Source organism: Pseudomonas sp. ML2-2023-6, from assembly GCF_037055265.1.
GTDB lineage: Bacteria > Pseudomonadota > Gammaproteobacteria > Pseudomonadales > Pseudomonadaceae > Aquipseudomonas > Aquipseudomonas kulmbachensis.
Window position 1 is genome coordinate 1,213,599 of sequence record NZ_CP146347.1, and the last position, 19,517, is coordinate 1,233,115.

General features: G+C 53.8%; 27 protein-coding genes. All 27 read left to right on the top strand.

The annotated features are described in order from the left end of the window. Window positions 1-48 precede the first annotated feature (48 nt). The 27 genes from rpoC to secY all read left to right on the top strand — a co-directional run bounded on the left by rpoC (window position 49) and on the right by secY (window position 19,504). Window positions 49-4,248: a DNA-directed RNA polymerase subunit beta' gene (rpoC, locus tag V6L79_RS05550; RefSeq protein WP_261740737.1), complete on the top strand. Its 4,200-nt coding sequence runs from the start codon at window positions 49-51 to the stop codon at window positions 4,246-4,248. Between the two features lie 216 nt (window positions 4,249-4,464). Continuing rightward, the gene (rpsL, locus tag V6L79_RS05555; RefSeq protein WP_002555494.1) at window positions 4,465-4,836 is read left to right on the top strand and encodes a 30S ribosomal protein S12; all 372 of its coding nucleotides are present in this window, start codon (window positions 4,465-4,467) and stop codon (window positions 4,834-4,836) included. 123 nt (window positions 4,837-4,959) lie between these two features. Further along, window positions 4,960-5,430, top strand: coding sequence for a 30S ribosomal protein S7 (gene rpsG, locus V6L79_RS05560; RefSeq protein WP_019824369.1), 471 nt, complete (start codon window positions 4,960-4,962; stop codon window positions 5,428-5,430). Between the two features lie 30 nt (window positions 5,431-5,460). Continuing rightward, the gene (gene fusA, locus V6L79_RS05565; RefSeq protein ID WP_261740738.1) at window positions 5,461-7,566 is read left to right on the top strand and encodes an elongation factor G; all 2,106 of its coding nucleotides are present in this window, start codon (window positions 5,461-5,463) and stop codon (window positions 7,564-7,566) included. A gap of 35 nt (window positions 7,567-7,601) precedes the next feature. Continuing rightward, window positions 7,602-8,795, top strand: a complete 1,194-nt coding sequence (gene tuf, locus V6L79_RS05570) for an elongation factor Tu (RefSeq protein WP_003444379.1) — start codon at window positions 7,602-7,604, stop codon at window positions 8,793-8,795. Window positions 8,796-8,937: 142 nt separating this feature from the next. After that, a complete protein-coding gene (rpsJ, locus tag V6L79_RS05575; RefSeq protein ID WP_003186070.1) occupies window positions 8,938-9,249 on the top strand; it encodes a 30S ribosomal protein S10 in 312 nt (103 codons plus the stop codon). 81 nt (window positions 9,250-9,330) lie between these two features. Beyond that, on the top strand, window positions 9,331-9,966 hold the full coding sequence (rplC, locus tag V6L79_RS05580; RefSeq protein ID WP_003444377.1) for a 50S ribosomal protein L3: 636 nt from the start codon (window positions 9,331-9,333) through the stop codon (window positions 9,964-9,966). 12 nt (window positions 9,967-9,978) lie between these two features. Continuing rightward, on the top strand, window positions 9,979-10,581 hold the full coding sequence (gene rplD / locus V6L79_RS05585; protein WP_003444376.1) for a 50S ribosomal protein L4: 603 nt from the start codon (window positions 9,979-9,981) through the stop codon (window positions 10,579-10,581). Further along, window positions 10,578-10,877, top strand: coding sequence for a 50S ribosomal protein L23 (gene rplW / locus V6L79_RS05590; protein ID WP_003444375.1), 300 nt, complete (start codon window positions 10,578-10,580; stop codon window positions 10,875-10,877). Before rplD ends, rplW begins: the two co-directional genes overlap by 4 nt. A gap of 14 nt (window positions 10,878-10,891) precedes the next feature. Beyond that, window positions 10,892-11,716, top strand: coding sequence for a 50S ribosomal protein L2 (gene rplB / locus V6L79_RS05595; protein WP_019824364.1), 825 nt, complete (start codon window positions 10,892-10,894; stop codon window positions 11,714-11,716). Between the two features lie 16 nt (window positions 11,717-11,732). Next, entirely contained in the window at window positions 11,733-12,008 is a 276-nt protein-coding gene (gene rpsS / locus V6L79_RS05600; RefSeq protein ID WP_003232420.1) for a 30S ribosomal protein S19, read from the top strand. 13 nt (window positions 12,009-12,021) lie between these two features. After that, window positions 12,022-12,354 carry a 50S ribosomal protein L22 gene (rplV, locus tag V6L79_RS05605; protein WP_261742361.1) on the top strand — a complete coding sequence of 111 codons (333 nt, stop codon included), beginning with the start codon at window positions 12,022-12,024 and terminating at the stop codon, window positions 12,352-12,354. 13 nt (window positions 12,355-12,367) lie between these two features. Beyond that, entirely contained in the window at window positions 12,368-13,054 is a 687-nt protein-coding gene (gene rpsC / locus V6L79_RS05610) for a 30S ribosomal protein S3 (protein ID WP_003176422.1), read from the top strand. Between the two features lie 12 nt (window positions 13,055-13,066). Then, window positions 13,067-13,480, top strand: a complete 414-nt coding sequence (gene rplP, locus V6L79_RS05615) for a 50S ribosomal protein L16 (protein WP_261740739.1) — start codon at window positions 13,067-13,069, stop codon at window positions 13,478-13,480. Further along, window positions 13,480-13,671 carry a 50S ribosomal protein L29 gene (gene rpmC / locus V6L79_RS05620; RefSeq protein ID WP_003444371.1) on the top strand — a complete coding sequence of 64 codons (192 nt, stop codon included), beginning with the start codon at window positions 13,480-13,482 and terminating at the stop codon, window positions 13,669-13,671. The genes rplP and rpmC overlap by 1 nt, the downstream gene beginning before the upstream one ends. A gap of 2 nt (window positions 13,672-13,673) precedes the next feature. Beyond that, window positions 13,674-13,940: a 30S ribosomal protein S17 gene (rpsQ, locus tag V6L79_RS05625; protein WP_003194644.1), complete on the top strand. Its 267-nt coding sequence runs from the start codon at window positions 13,674-13,676 to the stop codon at window positions 13,938-13,940. 23 nt (window positions 13,941-13,963) lie between these two features. Next, a complete protein-coding gene (gene rplN / locus V6L79_RS05630; RefSeq protein ID WP_002555479.1) occupies window positions 13,964-14,332 on the top strand; it encodes a 50S ribosomal protein L14 in 369 nt (122 codons plus the stop codon). A gap of 11 nt (window positions 14,333-14,343) precedes the next feature. Further along, entirely contained in the window at window positions 14,344-14,658 is a 315-nt protein-coding gene (gene rplX, locus V6L79_RS05635; protein WP_003444369.1) for a 50S ribosomal protein L24, read from the top strand. 22 nt (window positions 14,659-14,680) lie between these two features. After that, entirely contained in the window at window positions 14,681-15,220 is a 540-nt protein-coding gene (gene rplE / locus V6L79_RS05640) for a 50S ribosomal protein L5 (RefSeq protein WP_003444368.1), read from the top strand. Window positions 15,221-15,233: 13 nt separating this feature from the next. Beyond that, window positions 15,234-15,539 carry a 30S ribosomal protein S14 gene (gene rpsN / locus V6L79_RS05645; protein WP_019409906.1) on the top strand — a complete coding sequence of 102 codons (306 nt, stop codon included), beginning with the start codon at window positions 15,234-15,236 and terminating at the stop codon, window positions 15,537-15,539. Between the two features lie 212 nt (window positions 15,540-15,751). Then, on the top strand, window positions 15,752-16,144 hold the full coding sequence (gene rpsH, locus V6L79_RS05650; protein ID WP_003444366.1) for a 30S ribosomal protein S8: 393 nt from the start codon (window positions 15,752-15,754) through the stop codon (window positions 16,142-16,144). A gap of 12 nt (window positions 16,145-16,156) precedes the next feature. Then, window positions 16,157-16,690 carry a 50S ribosomal protein L6 gene (rplF, locus tag V6L79_RS05655; RefSeq protein ID WP_261740740.1) on the top strand — a complete coding sequence of 178 codons (534 nt, stop codon included), beginning with the start codon at window positions 16,157-16,159 and terminating at the stop codon, window positions 16,688-16,690. Between the two features lie 10 nt (window positions 16,691-16,700). Beyond that, window positions 16,701-17,051: a 50S ribosomal protein L18 gene (gene rplR / locus V6L79_RS05660; protein WP_016779181.1), complete on the top strand. Its 351-nt coding sequence runs from the start codon at window positions 16,701-16,703 to the stop codon at window positions 17,049-17,051. A gap of 3 nt (window positions 17,052-17,054) precedes the next feature. Then, window positions 17,055-17,555, top strand: coding sequence for a 30S ribosomal protein S5 (gene rpsE, locus V6L79_RS05665; protein WP_003186035.1), 501 nt, complete (start codon window positions 17,055-17,057; stop codon window positions 17,553-17,555). A 2-nt stretch (window positions 17,556-17,557) separates the two neighbouring features. Next, window positions 17,558-17,734 carry a 50S ribosomal protein L30 gene (gene rpmD, locus V6L79_RS05670; protein ID WP_003444363.1) on the top strand — a complete coding sequence of 59 codons (177 nt, stop codon included), beginning with the start codon at window positions 17,558-17,560 and terminating at the stop codon, window positions 17,732-17,734. A 3-nt stretch (window positions 17,735-17,737) separates the two neighbouring features. Further along, complete coding sequence (rplO, locus tag V6L79_RS05675; protein WP_003444362.1) at window positions 17,738-18,175, top strand: 50S ribosomal protein L15; 438 nt, start codon at window positions 17,738-17,740, stop codon at window positions 18,173-18,175. Beyond that, window positions 18,176-19,504, top strand: coding sequence for a preprotein translocase subunit SecY (gene secY / locus V6L79_RS05680; RefSeq protein WP_003444361.1), 1,329 nt, complete (start codon window positions 18,176-18,178; stop codon window positions 19,502-19,504). Window positions 19,505-19,517: the final 13 nt, after the last annotated feature.

A 19,517-nucleotide genomic window follows, 5' to 3' on the forward strand; every position in this document is an offset into this window, starting at 1 on the left:
AGAGCGGGGCTATTTAGCCCGCTCTCTGCTCCGCCAGGAGGAAAGGCCTTGAAAGACCTACTGAATTTGCTGAAAAACCAGGGTCAAGTCGAAGAGTTCGACGCCATCCGTATTGGATTGGCATCGCCTGAGATGATCCGTTCGTGGTCGTTCGGTGAAGTTAAAAAGCCGGAAACCATCAACTACCGTACGTTCAAACCTGAGCGTGACGGCCTGTTCTGCGCCAAGATCTTTGGCCCGGTAAAGGATTACGAGTGCCTGTGCGGTAAGTACAAGCGCTTGAAGCACCGTGGTGTGATCTGTGAGAAGTGTGGCGTTGAAGTCGCACTGGCCAAGGTCCGTCGCGAGCGCATGGCTCACATCGAGCTGGCTTCGCCAGTTGCACACATCTGGTTCCTGAAATCGCTGCCGTCCCGTATCGGTTTGCTGATGGACATGACCCTGCGTGATATCGAACGCGTTCTCTACTTCGAGAGCTATGTCGTTATCGATCCAGGCATGACCACTCTGGAAAAAGGTCAGCTGCTGAACGATGAGCAGTATTTCGAAGCGCTGGAAGAGTTCGGCGACGATTTCGATGCCCGTATGGGTGCCGAAGCTGTCCGTGAGCTGCTGCACGCTATCGACCTGGAACACGAGATTGGCCGTCTGCGCGAAGAGATTCCGCAAACCAACTCCGAAACCAAAATCAAGAAACTGTCCAAGCGCTTGAAGTTGATGGAAGCCTTCCTGGGTTCCGGCAACCTTCCTGAGTGGATGGTTCTGACCGTTCTGCCGGTTCTGCCGCCGGATCTGCGTCCTTTGGTTCCGTTGGATGGTGGTCGTTTCGCGACTTCCGACCTCAACGATCTGTATCGTCGAGTGATCAACCGTAACAACCGCTTGAAGCGCCTGCTTGATCTGTCCGCTCCGGACATCATCGTGCGCAACGAAAAGCGTATGTTGCAAGAAGCGGTCGACGCACTGCTCGACAACGGCCGTCGTGGTCGCGCTATTACCGGTTCGAACAAGCGCCCTCTGAAATCCTTGGCTGACATGATCAAGGGTAAGCAAGGTCGTTTCCGTCAGAACTTGCTCGGTAAGCGTGTTGACTACTCGGGTCGTTCGGTAATTACCGTAGGTCCGACCCTGCGTCTGCACCAGTGCGGTCTGCCGAAGAAAATGGCTCTCGAGCTGTTCAAGCCGTTCATTTTTGGCAAGCTGGAAATGCGTGGTCTCGCTACCACCATCAAAGCGGCCAAGAAGATGGTTGAGCGCGAGCTGCCGGAAGTTTGGGACGTTCTCGCTGAAGTTATCCGCGAACACCCGGTCCTCCTCAACCGTGCACCGACCCTTCACCGTCTGGGTATCCAGGCGTTTGAACCGGTACTGATCGAAGGTAAGGCTATCCAGCTGCACCCTCTGGTCTGTGCTGCGTACAACGCCGACTTCGACGGCGACCAAATGGCCGTGCACGTACCGTTGACACTGGAAGCCCAGTTGGAAGCGCGTGCGTTGATGATGTCGACCAACAACATTCTGTCGCCAGCCAACGGTGAGCCAATCATCGTTCCGTCGCAGGACGTTGTATTGGGTCTGTACTACATGACCCGTGAAGCGATCAACGCCAAGGGCGAAGGTCGTGTATTCGCTGACTTGCAAGAAGTTGACCGTGTATTCCGTGCTGGCGAAGCCGCACTGCATGCCAAGGTTAAAGTTCGCATCAGCGAAACCGTCAATGACCGTGATGGCGGCAGCGTGAGCAACACCCGTATCGTCGACACCACTGTCGGTCGTGCGCTGTTGTTCCAGGTTGTGCCAAAAGGTCTGTCGTACGACGTCGTCAACCTGCCGATGAAGAAAAAAGCGATCTCCAAGCTGATCAACCAGTGCTACCGCGTGGTTGGTTTGAAAGAGACCGTGATCTTCGCTGACCAGTTGATGTACACCGGTTTTGCTTATTCGACCATTTCCGGCGTTTCCATCGGTGTTAACGACTTCGTTATCCCTGATGAAAAAGCCAGCATCATCGCGGCTGCTACCGATGAAGTGAAAGAGATCGAAAGCCAGTACGCCTCCGGCCTGGTAACCCAGGGCGAGAAGTACAACAAAGTAATCGACCTTTGGTCGAAAGCTAACGACGAAGTATCCAAGGCAATGATGTCGAACCTCTCGAAAGAGAAGGTTATTGACCGTCACGGCGTTGAGGTTGAGCAAGAGTCGTTCAACTCGATGTACATGATGGCCGACTCCGGCGCGCGGGGTTCTGCTGCGCAGATCCGTCAGCTGGCCGGTATGCGTGGTCTGATGGCCAAGCCAGATGGCTCCATCATCGAAACGCCGATTACTGCGAACTTCCGTGAAGGTTTGAGCGTACTTCAGTACTTCATCTCTACTCACGGTGCTCGTAAGGGTCTGGCGGATACCGCCTTGAAAACTGCTAACTCCGGTTACTTGACGCGTCGTCTGGTAGACGTTGCGCAGGATCTGGTTGTGACCGAAGTCGACTGCGGGACCGAACACGGTCTGCTGATGACTCCGCACATTGAAGGCGGCGACGTTGTTGAGCCGTTGGGTGAGCGCGTACTGGGTCGAGTAATCGCCCGTGATGTGTTCAAGCCGGGTACCGATGACATCATCGTTCCTGCTGGCACCCTGGTAGACGAGAAGTGGGTTGAATTCATCGAGCTGAACAGCATCGACGAAGTTATCGTGCGCTCGCCTATCAGCTGCGAAACACGCTTCGGTATCTGCGCCAAGTGCTACGGTCGTGACTTGGCTCGTGGTCACCAGGTGAACATCGGTGAAGCTGTCGGCGTAATCGCTGCTCAGTCGATCGGTGAGCCGGGTACACAGCTGACAATGCGTACGTTCCACATCGGTGGTGCGGCAAGCCGGACCTCTGCTGCTGACAGCGTTCAGGTGAAGAATGGCGGTACTGTCCGTCTGCACAACCTGAAGCACGTTGAACGAGTGGATGGTTGCCTGGTAGCTGTATCGCGTTCCGGTGAGCTGGCCATCGCTGATGACTTCGGTCGTGAGCGTGAGCGTTACAAGCTGCCGTACGGCGCCGTGATTTCGGTTAAAGAAGGTGACAAGGTTGACGCTGGCTCGATCGTAGCCAAGTGGGATCCGCACACTCACCCAATCGTTACCGAAATGAAAGGTACCGTGACCTACGTGGGCATGGAAGAAGGCATCACGATCAAGCGTCAGACTGACGAATTGACCGGTATGACCAACATTGAAGTGCTTGATGCCAAAGACCGTCCAGCTGCCGGCAAGGACATCCGTCCAGCCGTGAAGATGGTGGGTGTAGATGGCAAGGATCTGCTGCTGCCAGGTACCGACGTACCAGCTCAGTACTTCCTGCCTGCTAACGCCTTGGTTGGTGTAGCGGATGGTGCGGAAATCGCGATCGGTGATGTTATCGCTCGTATTCCACAAGAAACTTCGAAAACTCGAGACATCACCGGTGGTTTGCCACGGGTTGCTGACTTGTTCGAAGCACGTCGTCCGAAAGAAGCCTCGATTTTGGCTGAAGTCAGCGGCACCATCGCGTTCGGTAAAGAAACCAAAGGCAAGCGCCGTCTGGTTATTACCCCGAACGACGGTACTGATCCGTACGAAGAGCTGATTCCAAAGTGGCGTCACCTGAACGTCTTCGAAGGCGAGCAAGTGAACCGCGGCGAAGTTATCTCCGACGGTCCAAGCGATCCGCACGATATCCTGCGTCTGCTGGGTGTCAGCGCGCTGGCCAAGTACATCGTTAACGAGATCCAGGATGTTTACCGTCTGCAAGGCGTAAAAATCAACGATAAGCACATCGAGACCATTCTGCGTCAGATGCTGCGTAAAGTTGAGATTGCCGAGTCTGGCGATTCCACCTTCATCAAGGGCGACCAGATGGAGTTGACCCATGTGTTGACCGAGAACGAACGTTTGGGTGGCGAAGATAAATTCGTATCCAAGTTCACTCGCGTTCTGCTGGGTATTACCAAGGCGTCGTTGTCGACTGAATCGTTCATCTCCGCGGCCTCTTTCCAAGAGACCACCCGCGTACTGACCGAAGCAGCGGTAACCGGCAAGCGCGATTACCTGCGCGGCCTGAAAGAAAACGTTGTCGTGGGTCGTTTGATCCCGGCAGGTACCGGTTTGGCATACCACAGCGAGCGTAAGCGCCGCCGTGAGGCTGACAAGCCGTTGCGCGTAAGCGCCAGTGAAGTGGAAGCTGCACTGACCGAAGCGCTGAACTCGAGCGGTAACTGAGTTCTGCGGTAAATGAAGGGTGGGCCCCGGCAGTTCCATTCATCGAATTGAGACATTTTGTCTGGGTTTGATGAGTGGAAGTGTCGGGGCCTTGCCTTGACTGGGGGCAAGATCCTCTTTAGACTCTTGTACCCCTAAATTTGGCGGGAATTCGTTCCTGCCATTTTGCTTTTCTTGCAAGACAATAGCGTCGCAAGACAACAGTGGAGCTAGTAGATGGCAACTATCAACCAGCTGGTACGTCAGCCGCGTAAGCGTATCGTCGAGAAATCCGACGTACCTGCGCTGCAAAACTGCCCGCAACGTCGTGGCGTATGCACCCGTGTGTATACAACTACGCCGAAAAAACCTAACTCGGCACTGCGTAAAGTATGCCGTGTGCGCCTGACCAACGGTTTCGAGGTTTCCTCGTACATCGGTGGTGAAGGTCACAACCTGCAAGAACACAGCGTGGTACTGATTCGTGGCGGTCGTGTAAAAGACTTGCCAGGTGTTCGTTATCACACCGTTCGCGGCTCTTTGGATACTTCCGGCGTTAAAGGTCGTAACCAAGGTCGTTCGAAGTACGGTACCAAAAAGCCGAAGTAGTATTCGGTTGCTGGTAAACAATGCAGATTTCTTTTTTTCTGAGTCGATAAGAGTAAGGTCGGACGTGCATCCACTGGGTGTAATGGTTCCGAGCTAACCTGAAGACCGTTTGAGGGCTTATCCATGCCAAGAAGACGCGTAGCAGCCAAGCGCGATGTGCTTGACGATCCAAAATACGGAAGCCAAATCCTGGCCAAGTTCATGAACCACGTGATGGAAAGCGGCAAAAAAGCCGTTGCCGAGCGTATCGTTTATGGCGCGCTGGAAAAGGTTAAAGAACGCAAGAACAGCGATCCCCTGGAAATCTTCGAGAAAGCTCTCGACGCCATCGCTCCGCTGGTCGAAGTGAAGTCGCGCCGTGTAGGCGGTGCTACTTACCAGGTTCCGGTCGAAGTTCGCCCGTCCCGTCGTAACGCCCTGGCAATGCGCTGGTTGGTAGACTTCGCCCGCAAGCGCGGCGAGAAGTCTATGGCTCTGCGTTTGGCTGGCGAACTGTTGGACGCTGCCGAAGGTAAAGGTGCTGCTGTTAAGAAGCGTGAAGACGTGCACCGTATGGCCGAAGCTAACAAAGCTTTCTCGCACTACCGCTTCTAATTTCAGCTTCACTAATTTTGCGAGGGCTTTATGGCTCGTACTACTCCGATTAGTCGCTACCGTAACATCGGTATCGTCGCTCACGTGGATGCTGGTAAAACCACCACCACCGAGCGCGTCCTTTTTTACACTGGCAAAAGTCACAAGATGGGCGAGGTGCATGACGGCGCCGCGACCACAGACTGGATGGTGCAGGAGCAGGAGCGTGGTATTACCATTACTTCTGCTGCTATTACCGCCTTCTGGAAAGGTTCTGCCAAGCAGTACAAAGATGAGCATCGCTTCAACGTAATCGATACCCCGGGCCACGTTGACTTCACTATTGAAGTTGAACGTTCCCTGCGTGTACTCGACGGCGCTGTCGTTGTGTTCTGTGGTACCTCGGGTGTTGAGCCTCAGTCGGAAACCGTATGGCGTCAAGCCAACAAGTACGGCGTTCCACGTCTTGTTTACGTCAACAAGATGGACCGTGCTGGTGCGAACTTCCTGCGCGTTATTGAGCAGATCAAGAAGCGTCTGGGTCACACTCCGGTTCCAATCCAGCTGGCTATCGGTTCTGAAGACAACTTCCAGGGTCAGATTGATCTGATCAACATGGAAGCTGTGTACTGGAACGATGCTGACAAGGGTATGGTTCCTGTTCGCAAAGAAATTCCAGCTGAGCTGAAAGATCTTGCTGACGAGTGGCGCGACAACATGGTGCAGGCTGCGGCCGAAGCCAATGAAGAGCTGATGAACAAGTACCTCGAGGGTGAAGAATTCACCATCGCGGAAATCAAGGCCGCTCTGCGTCAGCGTACTATCGCTGGTGAGATCGTCTTGGCTGTTTGCGGTTCTTCCTTCAAGAACAAGGGTGTTCCCCTGGTTCTCGACGCCGTTATCGACTTCCTGCCTGCTCCGACTGATATTCCTGCCATCAAGGGTACTGACCCGGATGACGAGAGCATCGAACTGGAGCGTCATGCTGACGACAGCGAGCCGTTCTCGGCTCTGGCGTTCAAGATCGCTACCGACCCATTCGTGGGTACCTTGACCTTCGTTCGAGTTTACTCGGGCGTGTTGAACTCCGGCGACGGCGTAATCAACTCGGTTAAAGGCAAGAAAGAGCGCGTGGGTCGTATGGTGCAAATGCACGCAAACGCCCGTGAAGAAATCAAGGAAGTACGCGCTGGTGACATCGCGGCCTTGATCGGCATGAAGGACGTCACCACTGGTGAGACTTTGTGCAACGCTGACAAGCCAATCATTCTGGTTCGTATGGACTTCCCGGAGCCGGTTATTTCGGTTGCCGTTGAGCCTAAGACCAAGGATGACCAGGAAAAAATGGGTGTTGCACTGGGCAAACTTGCTCAGGAAGATCCATCTTTCCGCGTTAAAACTGATGAAGAGACTGGTCAAACGATCATCTCTGGCATGGGCGAGTTGCACCTGGACATCCTGGTTGACCGGATGCGCCGTGAGTTCAACGTCGAAGCCAACATCGGTAAGCCTCAGGTTTCGTATCGTGAGCGCATCACGAAGAAGTGTGAAATCGAAGGCAAGTTCGTTCGTCAGTCCGGCGGTCGTGGCCAGTTTGGTCACTGCTGGATCCGTTTTGCACCTGCTGACGAAGGTCAGGAAGGTCTGCAGTTCGTGAACGAAGTGGTAGGTGGTGTGGTTCCTAAGGAATACATCCCGGCTATCCAGAAGGGTATCGAAGAGCAGATGAAGAACGGTGTTGTTGCCGGCTATCCGCTGATCGGCCTGAAGGCTACCGTGTTTGATGGTTCTTACCACGACGTCGACTCCAACGAGATGGCGTTTAAGGTGGCTGCTTCCATGGCTACCAAGCAACTGGCCTCCAAAGGTGGTGGTGAGCTGCTTGAGCCAATCATGGCGGTAGAGGTTGTTACACCTGAAGACTATATGGGTGACGTGATGGGCGACTTGAATCGTCGTCGCGGCATGATCCAGGGTATGGAAGATACGGTCTCCGGCAAAGTAATTCGTGCTGAAGTTCCGTTGGGTGAAATGTTCGGTTATGCGACCGACGTTCGTTCCATGTCCCAGGGTCGCGCAAGCTACTCTATGGAATTCAAAAAATACGATACAGCTCCGGCGCACATCGTCGAAACTGTTACTAAAAAACAAGGCTGATTTAGTTCAGTCCTTTAGGCAAGGAGTTAATTGTCGTGGCTAAAGAAAAATTTGATCGTTCCCTACCGCACGTCAACGTTGGCACTATCGGTCACGTTGACCATGGTAAAACCACGCTGACTGCAGCTCTGACTCGTGTTTGCTCCGAGATTTTCGGTTCGGCCATCGTTGACTTCGATAAAATCGACAGCGCGCCAGAAGAAAAAGCTCGTGGTATCACCATCAACACTGCACACGTTGAATACAACTCGCTGATCCGTCACTACGCTCACGTTGACTGCCCAGGTCACGCTGACTATGTGAAGAACATGATCACCGGTGCTGCCCAGATGGATGGCGCGATCCTGGTTTGTTCGGCCGCTGATGGTCCGATGCCACAAACTCGTGAGCACATCCTGCTGTCCCGTCAGGTTGGCGTTCCGTACATCGTGGTTTTCCTGAACAAGGCTGACCTGGTAGACGACGCTGAGCTGCTGGAACTGGTTGAGATGGAAGTGCGCGATCTGCTGAGCACTTACGACTTCCCAGGCGACGACACTCCGATCATCATCGGTTCTGCTCGTATGGCTCTGGAAGGCAAAGACGACAACGAAATGGGCACCACTGCCGTTCGTAAACTGGTTGAAACTCTGGATACTTACATTCCGGATCCAGTTCGTGTTATCGACAAGCCGTTCCTGATGCCAATCGAAGACGTATTCTCGATCTCCGGTCGCGGTACTGTTGTGACTGGTCGTATCGAGCGCGGTATCGTTCGCGTTCAAGATCCGCTGGAAATCGTTGGTCTGCGTGACACTACTGTTACCACCTGCACCGGCGTTGAAATGTTCCGCAAACTGCTCGACGAAGGTCGTGCTGGCGAGAACTGCGGCGTGCTGCTGCGCGGCACCAAGCGTGACGACGTAGAGCGTGGCCAGGTTCTGGTTAAGCCGGGTTCGGTTAAGCCGCACACTACCTTCGAAGCTGAAGTGTACGTGTTGAGCAAAGAAGAAGGCGGTCGTCACACTCCGTTCTTCAAAGGCTACCGTCCACAGTTCTACTTCCGGACCACTGACGTGACCGGTAACTGCGAACTGCCGGAAGGCGTTGAAATGGTAATGCCAGGCGACAACATCAAAATGGTTGTCACCCTGATCAAAACCATCGCAATGGAAGACGGTCTGCGTTTCGCAATCCGTGAAGGCGGTCGTACCGTCGGCGCTGGCGTAGTAGCCAAGATCATTGCTTAAGCTTTGATTGCCTGAAAAAGCCCCCGCTCAGCGGGGGCTTTTTTTATTGAGTTGACACCCAGTTGGGCCATCTATAGAATTGCGCCTCCTTTAAACGGGCGTATTGCGCTCGGTGGGAATAGCAATCGGAGTCTGAAATCCAATGCAAAATCAGCAAATCCGTATCAGGTTGAAGGCTTTTGACCATCGCCTGATCGACCAATCAACCCAGGAAATCGTGGAAACCGCGAAACGTACTGGTGCTCAAGTGCGTGGTCCAATTCCACTGCCTACCCGTAAAGAGCGGTTCACCGTTCTGGTCTCCCCGCACGTCAACAAAGACGCGCGTGACCAGTACGAGATCCGTACTCATAAGCGCGTACTGGACATCGTCCAGCCAACGGATAAAACCGTTGATGCTCTTATGAAGCTTGATCTTGCGGCCGGTGTGGAAGTGCAGATCAGCCTCGGCTAAGACTTGGGTCTTAGTCGTGTAACGCTCTGAAATGGGCGGCCATAGCGGGTGAAAGCCCCGTACACTCATGAGGTTTACAACATGACTATTGGTGTAGTCGGTCGTAAATGCGGTATGACCCGTATTTTCACCGAAGAAGGTGTCTCCATTCCGGTTACGGTCATTGAGATCGAGCCGAATCGCGTCACCCAGTTCAAAACTGAAGAAACCGATGGCTATCGTGCAGTGCAAGTCACTGTCGGCGAGCGTCGCGCTTCGCGTGTAACTGCTGCTCAAGCGGGTCACTTCGCTAAAGCAAACGTTGCAGCTGGTCGTACCGTAATGGAATTCCGCCTTGAAGAAGGCGAGTACCAGGCAGGCGATCTGATCAACGCTGAAATCTTCACCGCAGGTCAGATGGTCGATGTGACCGGTCAGTCCAAAGGTAAAGGCTTCCAGGGTACGATCAAGCGTTGGAATTTCCGTGGCCAAGATAACACTCACGGTAACTCCGTTTCCCACCGCGTCCCGGGCTCTATTGGCCAGTGCCAGACTCCTGGTCGTGTATTCAAGGGCAAAAAAATGTCCGGTCATATGGGCGCTGAGCGCGTGACCGTGCAGTCCCTCGAAGTAGTGCGCGTCGACGCTGAACGCAATCTGTTGTTGGTCAAGGGTGCTGTTCCTGGCGCTACTGGCGGCAACCTGGTTGTACGTCCGGCGGCCAAGGCTCGCGGTTAAGGGGAAGCTGACATGCAATTAAATGTAAATGATGCTCAAGCGATCGAAGTTTCCGAACTGACGTTCGGCGGCGAGTTCAACGAGACGCTGGTTCACCAAGCAGTCGTGGCCTACATGGCCGGCGGCCGTCAAGGTAGCAAGCAGCAAAAGACCCGTTCCGACGTTCGTGGTGGCGGTAAGCGCCCTTGGCGTCAGAAAGGTACTGGCCGTGCTCGTGCTGGTACTATCCGTAGCCCAATCTGGCGTGGCGGTGGTACTACTTTCGCAGCTCGTCCACAAGATCACTCTCAGAAGCTCAACAAGAAGATGTATCGCGCAGCAATGCGTTCCATCCTTGCTGAACTGGTTCGTACTGATCGTCTGATCGTGGTTCAGGACTTCGCAGTTGAAGCGCCGAAAACCAAAGATCTGCTGAACAAACTGAATGGCATGGGTCTGACAGACGTCCTGATCGTGTCTGAAGTTGTTGATCAGAACCTGTACCTGGCTGCTCGCAACCTGCCACACGTTGATGTACGTGACGTGCAAGGTTCCGACCCAGTTAGTCTGATCGCATACGACAAGGTGTTGATCACCGTGTCGGCCGTGAAGAAATTCGAGGAGCTGCTGGGATGAACCAGGAACGCGTATTTAAAGTTCTGCTTGGCCCGCACGTTTCCGAGAAGGCTACGGTTCTGGCAGACAAGAAAGGCCAGTTCGTTTTCAAGGTTGCTACTGATGCAACCAAGCTGGAAATCAAGAAGGCCGTCGAAAGCCTGTTCAGCGTGAAAGTTGAGCGTGTTACTACCCTGAACGTTCTGGGTAAGAGCAAGCGCACCGCTCGCGGCGTGGGCAAGCGTAATGACTGGAAGAAGGCGGTAATCTCCCTTCAGCCAGGCCAAGATCTCGATTTCAGCAGCAGTGCTGAGTAAGGAAGGGGTGCATCATGGCAATCGTTAAATGCAAACCGACTTCCCCTGGCCGCCGTCATGTGGTCAAGGTGGTCAACCAGGAGCTGCATAAAGGCGCTCCTCACGCACCGCTGCTCGAGAAGAAATCGAAGACTGGTGGTCGTAACAACAATGGCCGTATTACCACTCGTCACATCGGTGGTGGTCATAAGCAGCATTATCGTTTGGTCGATTTCCGTCGCAACGACAAAGATGGCATTCCAGCCACTGTTGAGCGTATCGAATACGATCCAAACCGTACTGCTCACATTGCTCTTATGCTGTACGCAGACGGCGAACGCCGTTACATCATCGCCCCTAAAGGCGTGAGCGCTGGCGACCAGCTGATCTCGGGTGCTTTGGCCCCGATCAAGCCAGGCAACCAGTTGCAACTGCGCAGCATTCCAGTTGGTAGCACCGTACACGGCATCGAATTGAAGCCGGGTAAAGGCGCGCAAATCGCACGTTCCGCTGGTGCTTCGGCTCAGCTGGTCGCTCGTGATGGTGTCTACGTGACCCTGCGTCTGCGCTCTGGTGAAATGCGTAAAGTACTGGCTGAATGCCGTGCGACCTTGGGCGAAGTCTCGAACTCCGAGCACAGCCTGCGTTCGCTGGGTAAAGCTGGTGCCAAACGCTGGCGTGGCGTTCGCCCAACCGTTCGTGGTGTTGCCATGAACCCGGTTGACCACCCACATGGTGGTGGTGAAGGTCGTACCTCTGGTGGTCGTCATCCGGTATCGCCATGGGGCTTCCCGACTAAGGGCGCGAAGACTCGTGGTAATAAGCGTACCGACAAAATGATCGTCCGTCGTCGCAAGTAAATAGAGGGATACGACAGTGCCACGTTCTCTGAAAAAAGGTCCTTTTATTGATCTTCACCTACTGAAGAAGATCGAAGTGGCGGCGGAAAAGAACGATCGCAAACCGGTGAAAACCTGGTCGCGTCGTTCGATGATCCTGCCACAAATGGTCGGTTTGACCATCGCTGTGCATAACGGTCGTCTTCATGTCCCAGTTCTTGTGAACGAAGACATGGTTGGCCATAAACTAGGCGAGTTTGCCGGTACCCGCACTTATCGTGGGCACGTGGCAGACAAGAAAGCCAAGCGTTAAGGGGTAAGGAATGATGGAAGTAGCCGCTAAGTTGTCGGGCGCTCGAATCTCCGCCCAGAAAGCCCGCTTGGTCGCCGACCAGATCCGCGGGAAGAAGGTGGGCGAAGCGCTCAACCTGTTGGCTTTCAGCAACAAGAAAGCCGCCGAGATCATCAAGAAAGTGCTGGAGTCGGCCGTAGCCAACGCCGAGCATAACGAAGGCGCAGACGTTGATGACCTTAAAGTCATCACTGTTTTCGTCAACGAAGGGCGTTCGCTGAAGCGAATCATGCCGCGTGCCAAAGGCCGCGCTGATCGCATCGTCAAGCGGTCTTGCCATATCACTGTCAAGGTTGCTGACAAGTAACGGAGTCGAAGAGATGGGTCAGAAAGTACATCCCATTGGCATTCGCCTGGGAATCGTCAAGGAGCACACCTCCGTCTGGTACGCAGACGGCCGGACTTATGCGGACTATTTGTTCGCTGATCTGAAGGTGCGTGAATACCTCCAAGACAAACTAAAAAGCGCGTCCGTAAGCCGTATCGATATCCATCGTCCGGCCCAAACTGCACGTATCACCATCCATACCGCTCGTCCAGGTATCGTTATCGGGAAGAAAGGTGAAGATGTTGAGAAACTGCGTCAGGACCTGACCAAGCAAATGGGTGTGCCTGTGCACATCAATATCGAAGAGATCCGCAAGCCGGAACTCGACGGTATGCTGGTTGCGCAGAGCGTAGCTCAGCAGCTGGAGCGTCGTGTAATGTTCCGTCGCGCGATGAAACGCGCTGTACAGAACGCTATGCGCATTGGTGCCAAAGGCATCAAAATCCAAGTGAGCGGTCGTCTCGGCGGTGCTGAAATCGCACGTACTGAATGGTATCGCGAAGGTCGTGTGCCACTGCACACCCTGCGTGCCGACATCGACTATGCCAACTACGAAGCTCACACCACTTACGGTGTGATCGGTGTAAAGGTTTGGATCTTCAAAGGCGAAGTAATTGGTGGTCGCCAAGAAGAGCTGAAGCCACAAGCACCAGCGCCTCGTAAAAAAGCTGCTAAGTAAGGGGTACGCCAAATGTTGCAACCAAAGCGTACGAAGTTCCGCAAGCAGATGACAGGCCACAACCGTGGCTTGGCATTGCGCGGTAGCAAAGTCAGCTTCGGCGAATATGCGCTGAAGTCTGTAGCTCGTGGTCGTCTCACCGCTCGTCAGATCGAGTCAGCGCGTCGTGCACTGACCCGTCACGTTAAACGTGGCGGCAAGATCTGGATCCGTGTATTCCCGGACAAGCCTATTTCCAAAAAGCCCCTCGAAGTTCGTATGGGTAAAGGTAAGGGTAACGTGGAATACTGGGTTGCCCAGATTCAGCCAGGCAAAGTCCTGTATGAAATCGAGGGTGTAACTGAAGAGCTGGCGCGTGAGGCTTTTGCCCTGGCTGCTGCAAAGCTGCCGCTCGCCACCGCCTTTGTTAAACGGACGGTGATGTGATGAAAGCGAATGAACTTCGTGAAAAATCCGCACAGCAGCTGAACGAGCAACTGCTCGGCTTGCTGCGCGACCAGTTCAATCTGCGTATGCAGAAAGCAACTGGCCAGTTGGGGCAGTCGCATCTGCTCTCGCAAGTTAAGCGTGACATCGCTCGCGTGAAGACTGTGCTCAAACAGCAGGCAGGTAAGTAATCATGGCTGAAGCCGAAAAGACTGTCCGTACGCTGACTGGCCGTGTTGTCAGCGACAAGATGGACAAAACCATCACCGTTTTGATCGAGCGTCGCGTTAAGCACCCGATCTACGGTAAATACGTTAAGCGTTCGACTAAGCTGCACGCGCACGACGAAACCAATCAGTGCCACATCGGCGACAAAGTCACTATTCGTGAAACTCGTCCGATGGCCAAGACCAAGTCTTGGGCACTGGTTGATGTTCTCGAACGCGCTGTGGAAGTCTAAGGACTAGGGGTCGGAGAAATTATATGATTCAGACTCAATCCATGCTCGATGTGGCCGATAACAGCGGCGCACGCCGCGTTATGTGCATCAAGGTGCTGGGTGGCTCCCATCGTCGTTACGCTGGTATCGGTGACATCATCAAAGTTACCGTCAAGGAAGCAATTCCTCGCGGTAAAGTGAAAAAAGGCCAAGTGATGACTGCTGTTGTAGTCCGCACTCGTCACGGCGTACGTCGTGCTGATGGCTCCATTATCCGCTTTGATGGCAACGCTGCTGTTCTTCTGAACAACAAGCAAGAGCCGATCGGCACCCGTATCTTTGGGCCAGTGACCCGTGAACTTCGTACTGAGAAGTTCATGAAGATCGTCTCGCTCGCCCCAGAAGTGCTGTAAGGAGATCCGACATGCAAAAGATTCGTCGTGACGACGAGATCATCGTGATCGCCGGCAAAGACAAAGGTAAGCGCGGTAAGGTGCTTAAGGTTCTCGCTAACAACCGTCTGGTTATTGGCGGTCTGAACCTGGTTAAGCGTCATACCAAGCCTAACCCGATGTCGGGCGTACAAGGCGGTATCGTCGAAAAAGAAGCTCCACTGGACGCTTCTAACGTCGCCATCTTCAACGGCGAAACCAACAAGGCTGACCGCGTTGGTTTCAAAGTAGAAGAAGGCAAGAAAATTCGTGTCTTCAAGTCGACCCAAAAAGCGGTTGATGCTTGAACACTGCTAGGTAGATAAGACCATGGCACGACTAAAAGAGATTTACCGGAAGGAAATCGCTCCGAAACTTAAGGAAGAACTTAAGCTTTCGAACGTGATGGAAGTTCCGCGCGTTACCAAAATCACCCTGAACATGGGTTTGGGCGAAGCGATCGGTGATAAGAAAATCATCGAGCACGCTGTAGCTGATTTGGAAAAAATCACGGGTCAAAAATGTGTAGTGACCTACGCTCGCAAGTCCATCGCAGGCTTTAAAGTTCGCGAAGGCTGGCCGATCGGCGTTAAGGTTACTCTGCGCCGTGAGCGTATGTACGAATTCCTAGATCGTCTGCTGTCGATCTCCCTGCCTCGGGTTCGCGACTTCCGCGGCCTGAATGCCAAGTCCTTCGATGGTCGTGGTAACTACAGCATGGGCGTTAAAGAGCAGATCATTTTCCCGGAAATCGACTACGACAAAATCGATGCCCTCCGCGGTCTGGACATTACCCTGACCACCACTGCTCGAACGGATGATGAGGGTCGCGCCTTGCTGCGTGCTTTCAAATTCCCGTTCCGCAACTGATTGGAGTAGGACCATGGCTAAGATGAGCATGAAAAACCGCGAGCTGAAACGTCAGCTCACGGTTGCCAAGTTCGCCAAGAAGCGTGCTGAGCTGAAAGCTATCATCGTTGATCTGAACGCAAGTCCAGAAGCACGTTGGGAAGCTCAAGTTGCTCTGCAGAAGCAGCCACGTGACGCAAGCGCTGCGCGCATGCGTAACCGCTGCCGCCTCACTGGTCGTCCGCATGGTGTTTACCGCAAGTTCGGCCTTGGCCGTAACAAATTGCGTGAAGCAGCAATGCGCGGTGACGTACCAGGTCTGGTTAAAGCCAGCTGGTAAGGCGTACAGGCAAAGTTATCCCTGTCAGGGTTGCAAGATCCTGACAGCCGGTGACCTTGAATATGAATCAAGCCCCTATTGGGGCTTGATTCATTTCTGGCGTATGTCTAGAATGACCGGCTCGCCTGAGCCCGTGCTTTTTAAGCATCGAGTCACTCGGCGACAGTTGTAGCCGCAAGGCTAATTCTTTTTGTATCAGGAGCGTCTAGCCCATGAGTATGCAGGACCCGTTAGCGGACATGCTAACTCGAATCCGTAATGCCCAGATGGCTGAAAAGTCCGTCGTAAGCATGCCATCTTCCACGTTGAAGGTAGCTGTAGCCAAAGTTCTTAAAGACGAAGGTTACATCGCGGATTATCAGATCAGCAGCGAAATCAAGCCACTGCTGTCTATCGAGCTGAAATACTTCGAAGGCCGTTCGGTTATCGAAGAAGTTAAGCGCGTTAGCCGTCCAGGCCTGCGTCAGTACAAGTCCTCCGAAGATCTGCCGAAAGTTCGTGGCGGTCTAGGTGTGTCTATCGTCTCCACCAGCAAAGGTGTGATGACGGATCGTGCTGCGCGCGCTGCCGGTGTCGGCGGCGAAGTTCTTTGCACTGTGTTCTAAGGGGGGATAAGCATGTCACGCGTCGCTAAGAACCCCGTTAAGCTGCCAGCTGGTGTCGAAGTAAAATTCGCCGGCCAACAGCTTTCGGTGAAGGGTACCAAGGGTACTCTAGAACTGAACATCCATTCGTCCGTTGAGATTGTTGAAGAAGCTGGTGAGCTGCGTTTCGCTGCTCGCAATGGCGATCAACAAACTCGCGCAATGGCTGGTACCACTCGTGCGTTGGTAAACAACATGGTCCAAGGCGTAAGCCAAGGCTTCGAGCGCAAGCTCCAGCTGGTCGGTGTTGGTTACAAAGCGCAAGCAAAAGGCACAGTGCTGAACCTGGCTCTTGGCTTCTCGCACCCAGTGGATTACGAGTTGCCGGAAGGCATCACCGCTGAGACTCCTAGCCAAACCGATATCCTGATCAAGGGTATTGATAAGCAGCTGGTAGGTCAGGTGGCCGCTGAGATCCGCGGTTTCCGTCCACCAGAGCCTTATAAAGGTAAGGGTGTACGTTACGCGGACGAAGTCGTCCGTCGTAAAGAAGCCAAGAAGAAGTAGGGCATAGCAAATGACCGACAAAAAAGTTACTCGACTGCGTCGCGCTCGCAAAGCACGTCTGAAAATGCACGAACTAGAAGTCGTGCGTCTCTGCGTGTTCCGCTCGGCTCAGCATATATACGCCCAGGTCATCTCGGCCGACGGCAGCAAAGTCTTGGCAAGCGCCTCGACTTTGGACAAAGAACTGCGTGATGGTGCCACTGGCAACATCGACGCGGCCACAAAGGTTGGCCAGCTGGTCGCTACGCGTGCAAAAGCCGCTGGCGTCTCGCAGGTGGCTTTCGACCGCTCTGGCTTCAAGTACCACGGCCGCGTGAAAGCGTTGGCTGAGGCTGCTCGTGAAGCTGGGCTGGAGTTCTAAGTTATGTCAAATAACGACCAAAAGCGCGACGAAGGCTACATTGAGAAGCTGGTTCAAGTTAACCGCGTAGCCAAAACCGTTAAAGGCGGCCGTATCTTCACTTTCACCGCGTTGACCGTGGTTGGTGATGGTAAAGGGCGCGTTGGCTTCGGCCGTGGCAAGTCACGTGAAGTGCCTGCTGCGATCCAGAAGGCAATGGAAGCTGCTCGCCGCAACATGATTCAAGTGGACCTTAACGGCACCACTCTGCAGTACGCCATGAAATCCGCCCACGGCGCTTCCAAGGTTTACATGCAGCCTGCTTCTGAAGGTACCGGTATCATCGCTGGCGGCGCTATGCGTGCTGTCCTCGAAGTTGCTGGCGTTCAGAACGTACTGGCTAAGTGCTACGGCTCGACTAACCCGGTAAACGTGGTTCACGCCACTTTTAAAGGTTTGAAAGCTATGCAATCTCCTGAATCTATTGCCGCTAAGCGTGGCAAAAGCGTCAAGGAGATCTTCTGATCATGGCTACCGTTAAAGTAACGCTGATCAAAAGCATGACCGGCCGCATCCCTAATCACAAACTGTGCATTAAGGGTCTGGGTCTGCGTCGCATCGGTCACACTGTAGAAGTACTTGATACTCCCGAGAATCGCGGGATGATCAACAAGGCTTACTACATGCTGCGTGTAGAGGGTTAATCGATGAAACTCAATGATCTGAGTCCAGCGCCGGGTTCCCGTCGCGAAAAGCATCGTCCGGGCCGTGGTATCGGTAGTGGTTTGGGTAAGACTGGTGGCCGTGGTCACAAAGGTCAGTCCTCCCGCTCCGGTGGCACTATTGCTCCAGGCTTTGAAGGCGGTCAACAGCCGCTGCATCGCCGTCTGCCTAAGTTCGGTTTCGTTTCCCTGAAAGCCATGGATCGCGCAGAAGTGCGTTTGTCCGAGCTGGCTAAAGTGGAAGGCGACATCGTTACTGTGCAGACCCTGAAAGATGCCAACGTGATCAACGTCAACGTACTGCGTGTGAAAATCATGCTGTCCGGTGAAGTTACTCGCGCTGTCACAATCGGCAAGGGAATCGGCGCCACCAAAGGTGCGCGTTCGGCTATCGAAGCAGCTGGCGGCAAGTTCGAGGAATAAATGGCTAAGCAAGGTGCTCTCTCAGCGCTCAGCAAAGGCGGGTTATCCGAGCTCTGGGCTCGACTGCGTTTTCTATTCCTGGCGATTATCGTCTACCGAATAGGCGCACACATCCCAGTTCCTGGTATTAACCCGGACCGGTTGGCGGACCTGTTTCGACAGAATGAGGGGACCATACTTAGCTTGTTCAACATGTTTTCCGGCGGCGCGCTGGAGCGGATGAGTATTTTTGCGCTGGGGATCATGCCGTACATTTCGGCATCGATCATCATGCAGCTTATGTCCGCTGTCAGCCCGCAGCTGGAGCAGTTGAAGAAGGAAGGTGAAGCTGGACGTCGCAAGATAAGCCAGTACACCCGCTACCTCACTGTCGCTCTTGCTCTTGTTCAGGCTATTGGCATGTCCATTGGTCTGGCAGGGCAAGGCGTAGCGTTCACTGGTGACCTAGGCTTCCATTTCGTTGCAGTAACCACTTTTGTGGCGGGTGCAATGTTCATGATGTGGCTGGGTGAGCAGATTACTGAGCGTGGTGTTGGCAACGGTATCTCGATGTTGATTTTTTCGGGTATCGTCGCCGGTCTTCCGAGAGCAATTGGGCAGTCTTTCGAGTCTGCGCGTCAGGGCGATATCAATATCTTCGCTCTGGTTGCTATCGGTTTGCTGGCAGTAGCGATTATCGGTTTTGTGGTGTTCATTGAGCGTGGCCAGCGTCGTATTGCTGTTCACTACGCCAAGCGTCAGCAGGGCCGCAAGGTCTTTGCTGCGCAGACTAGCCACCTACCGCTGAAAGTGAATATGGCCGGCGTTATCCCGGCTATTTTTGCGAGCAGCATTTTGCTGTTCCCGGCTTCGCTGGGTGCCTGGTTCGGTCAGTCTGAAGGTATGGGCTGGTTGCAGGACATCTCGCAGTCGATCGCTCCTGGTCAGCCGTTGAATATTCTGCTGTTTAGTGCAGGGATTATTTTCTTCTGCTTCTTCTATACGGCGTTGATGTTCAATCCGAAAGACGTAGCGGAAAACCTGAAGAAGTCCGGTGCCTTTATTCCGGGTATCCGTCCAGGTGAGCAGTCGGCACGCTATATTGATGGCGTTTTGACTCGTTTGACTCTGTTCGGTGCTCTTTATATGACGGCCGTGTGCCTGTTGCCCCAGTTCCTGGTGGTTGCGGCAAACGTTCCGTTCTACCTTGGCGGGACCTCGTTGCTGATCGTGGTCGTGGTTGTTATGGACTTCATGTCCCAAGTACAATCGCACCTCGTTTCGCACCAGTACGAATCCCTGATGAAGAAAGCCAACCTGAAGGGCTACGGCAGCGGCATGCTCCGCTGAAGTACTACCCCGT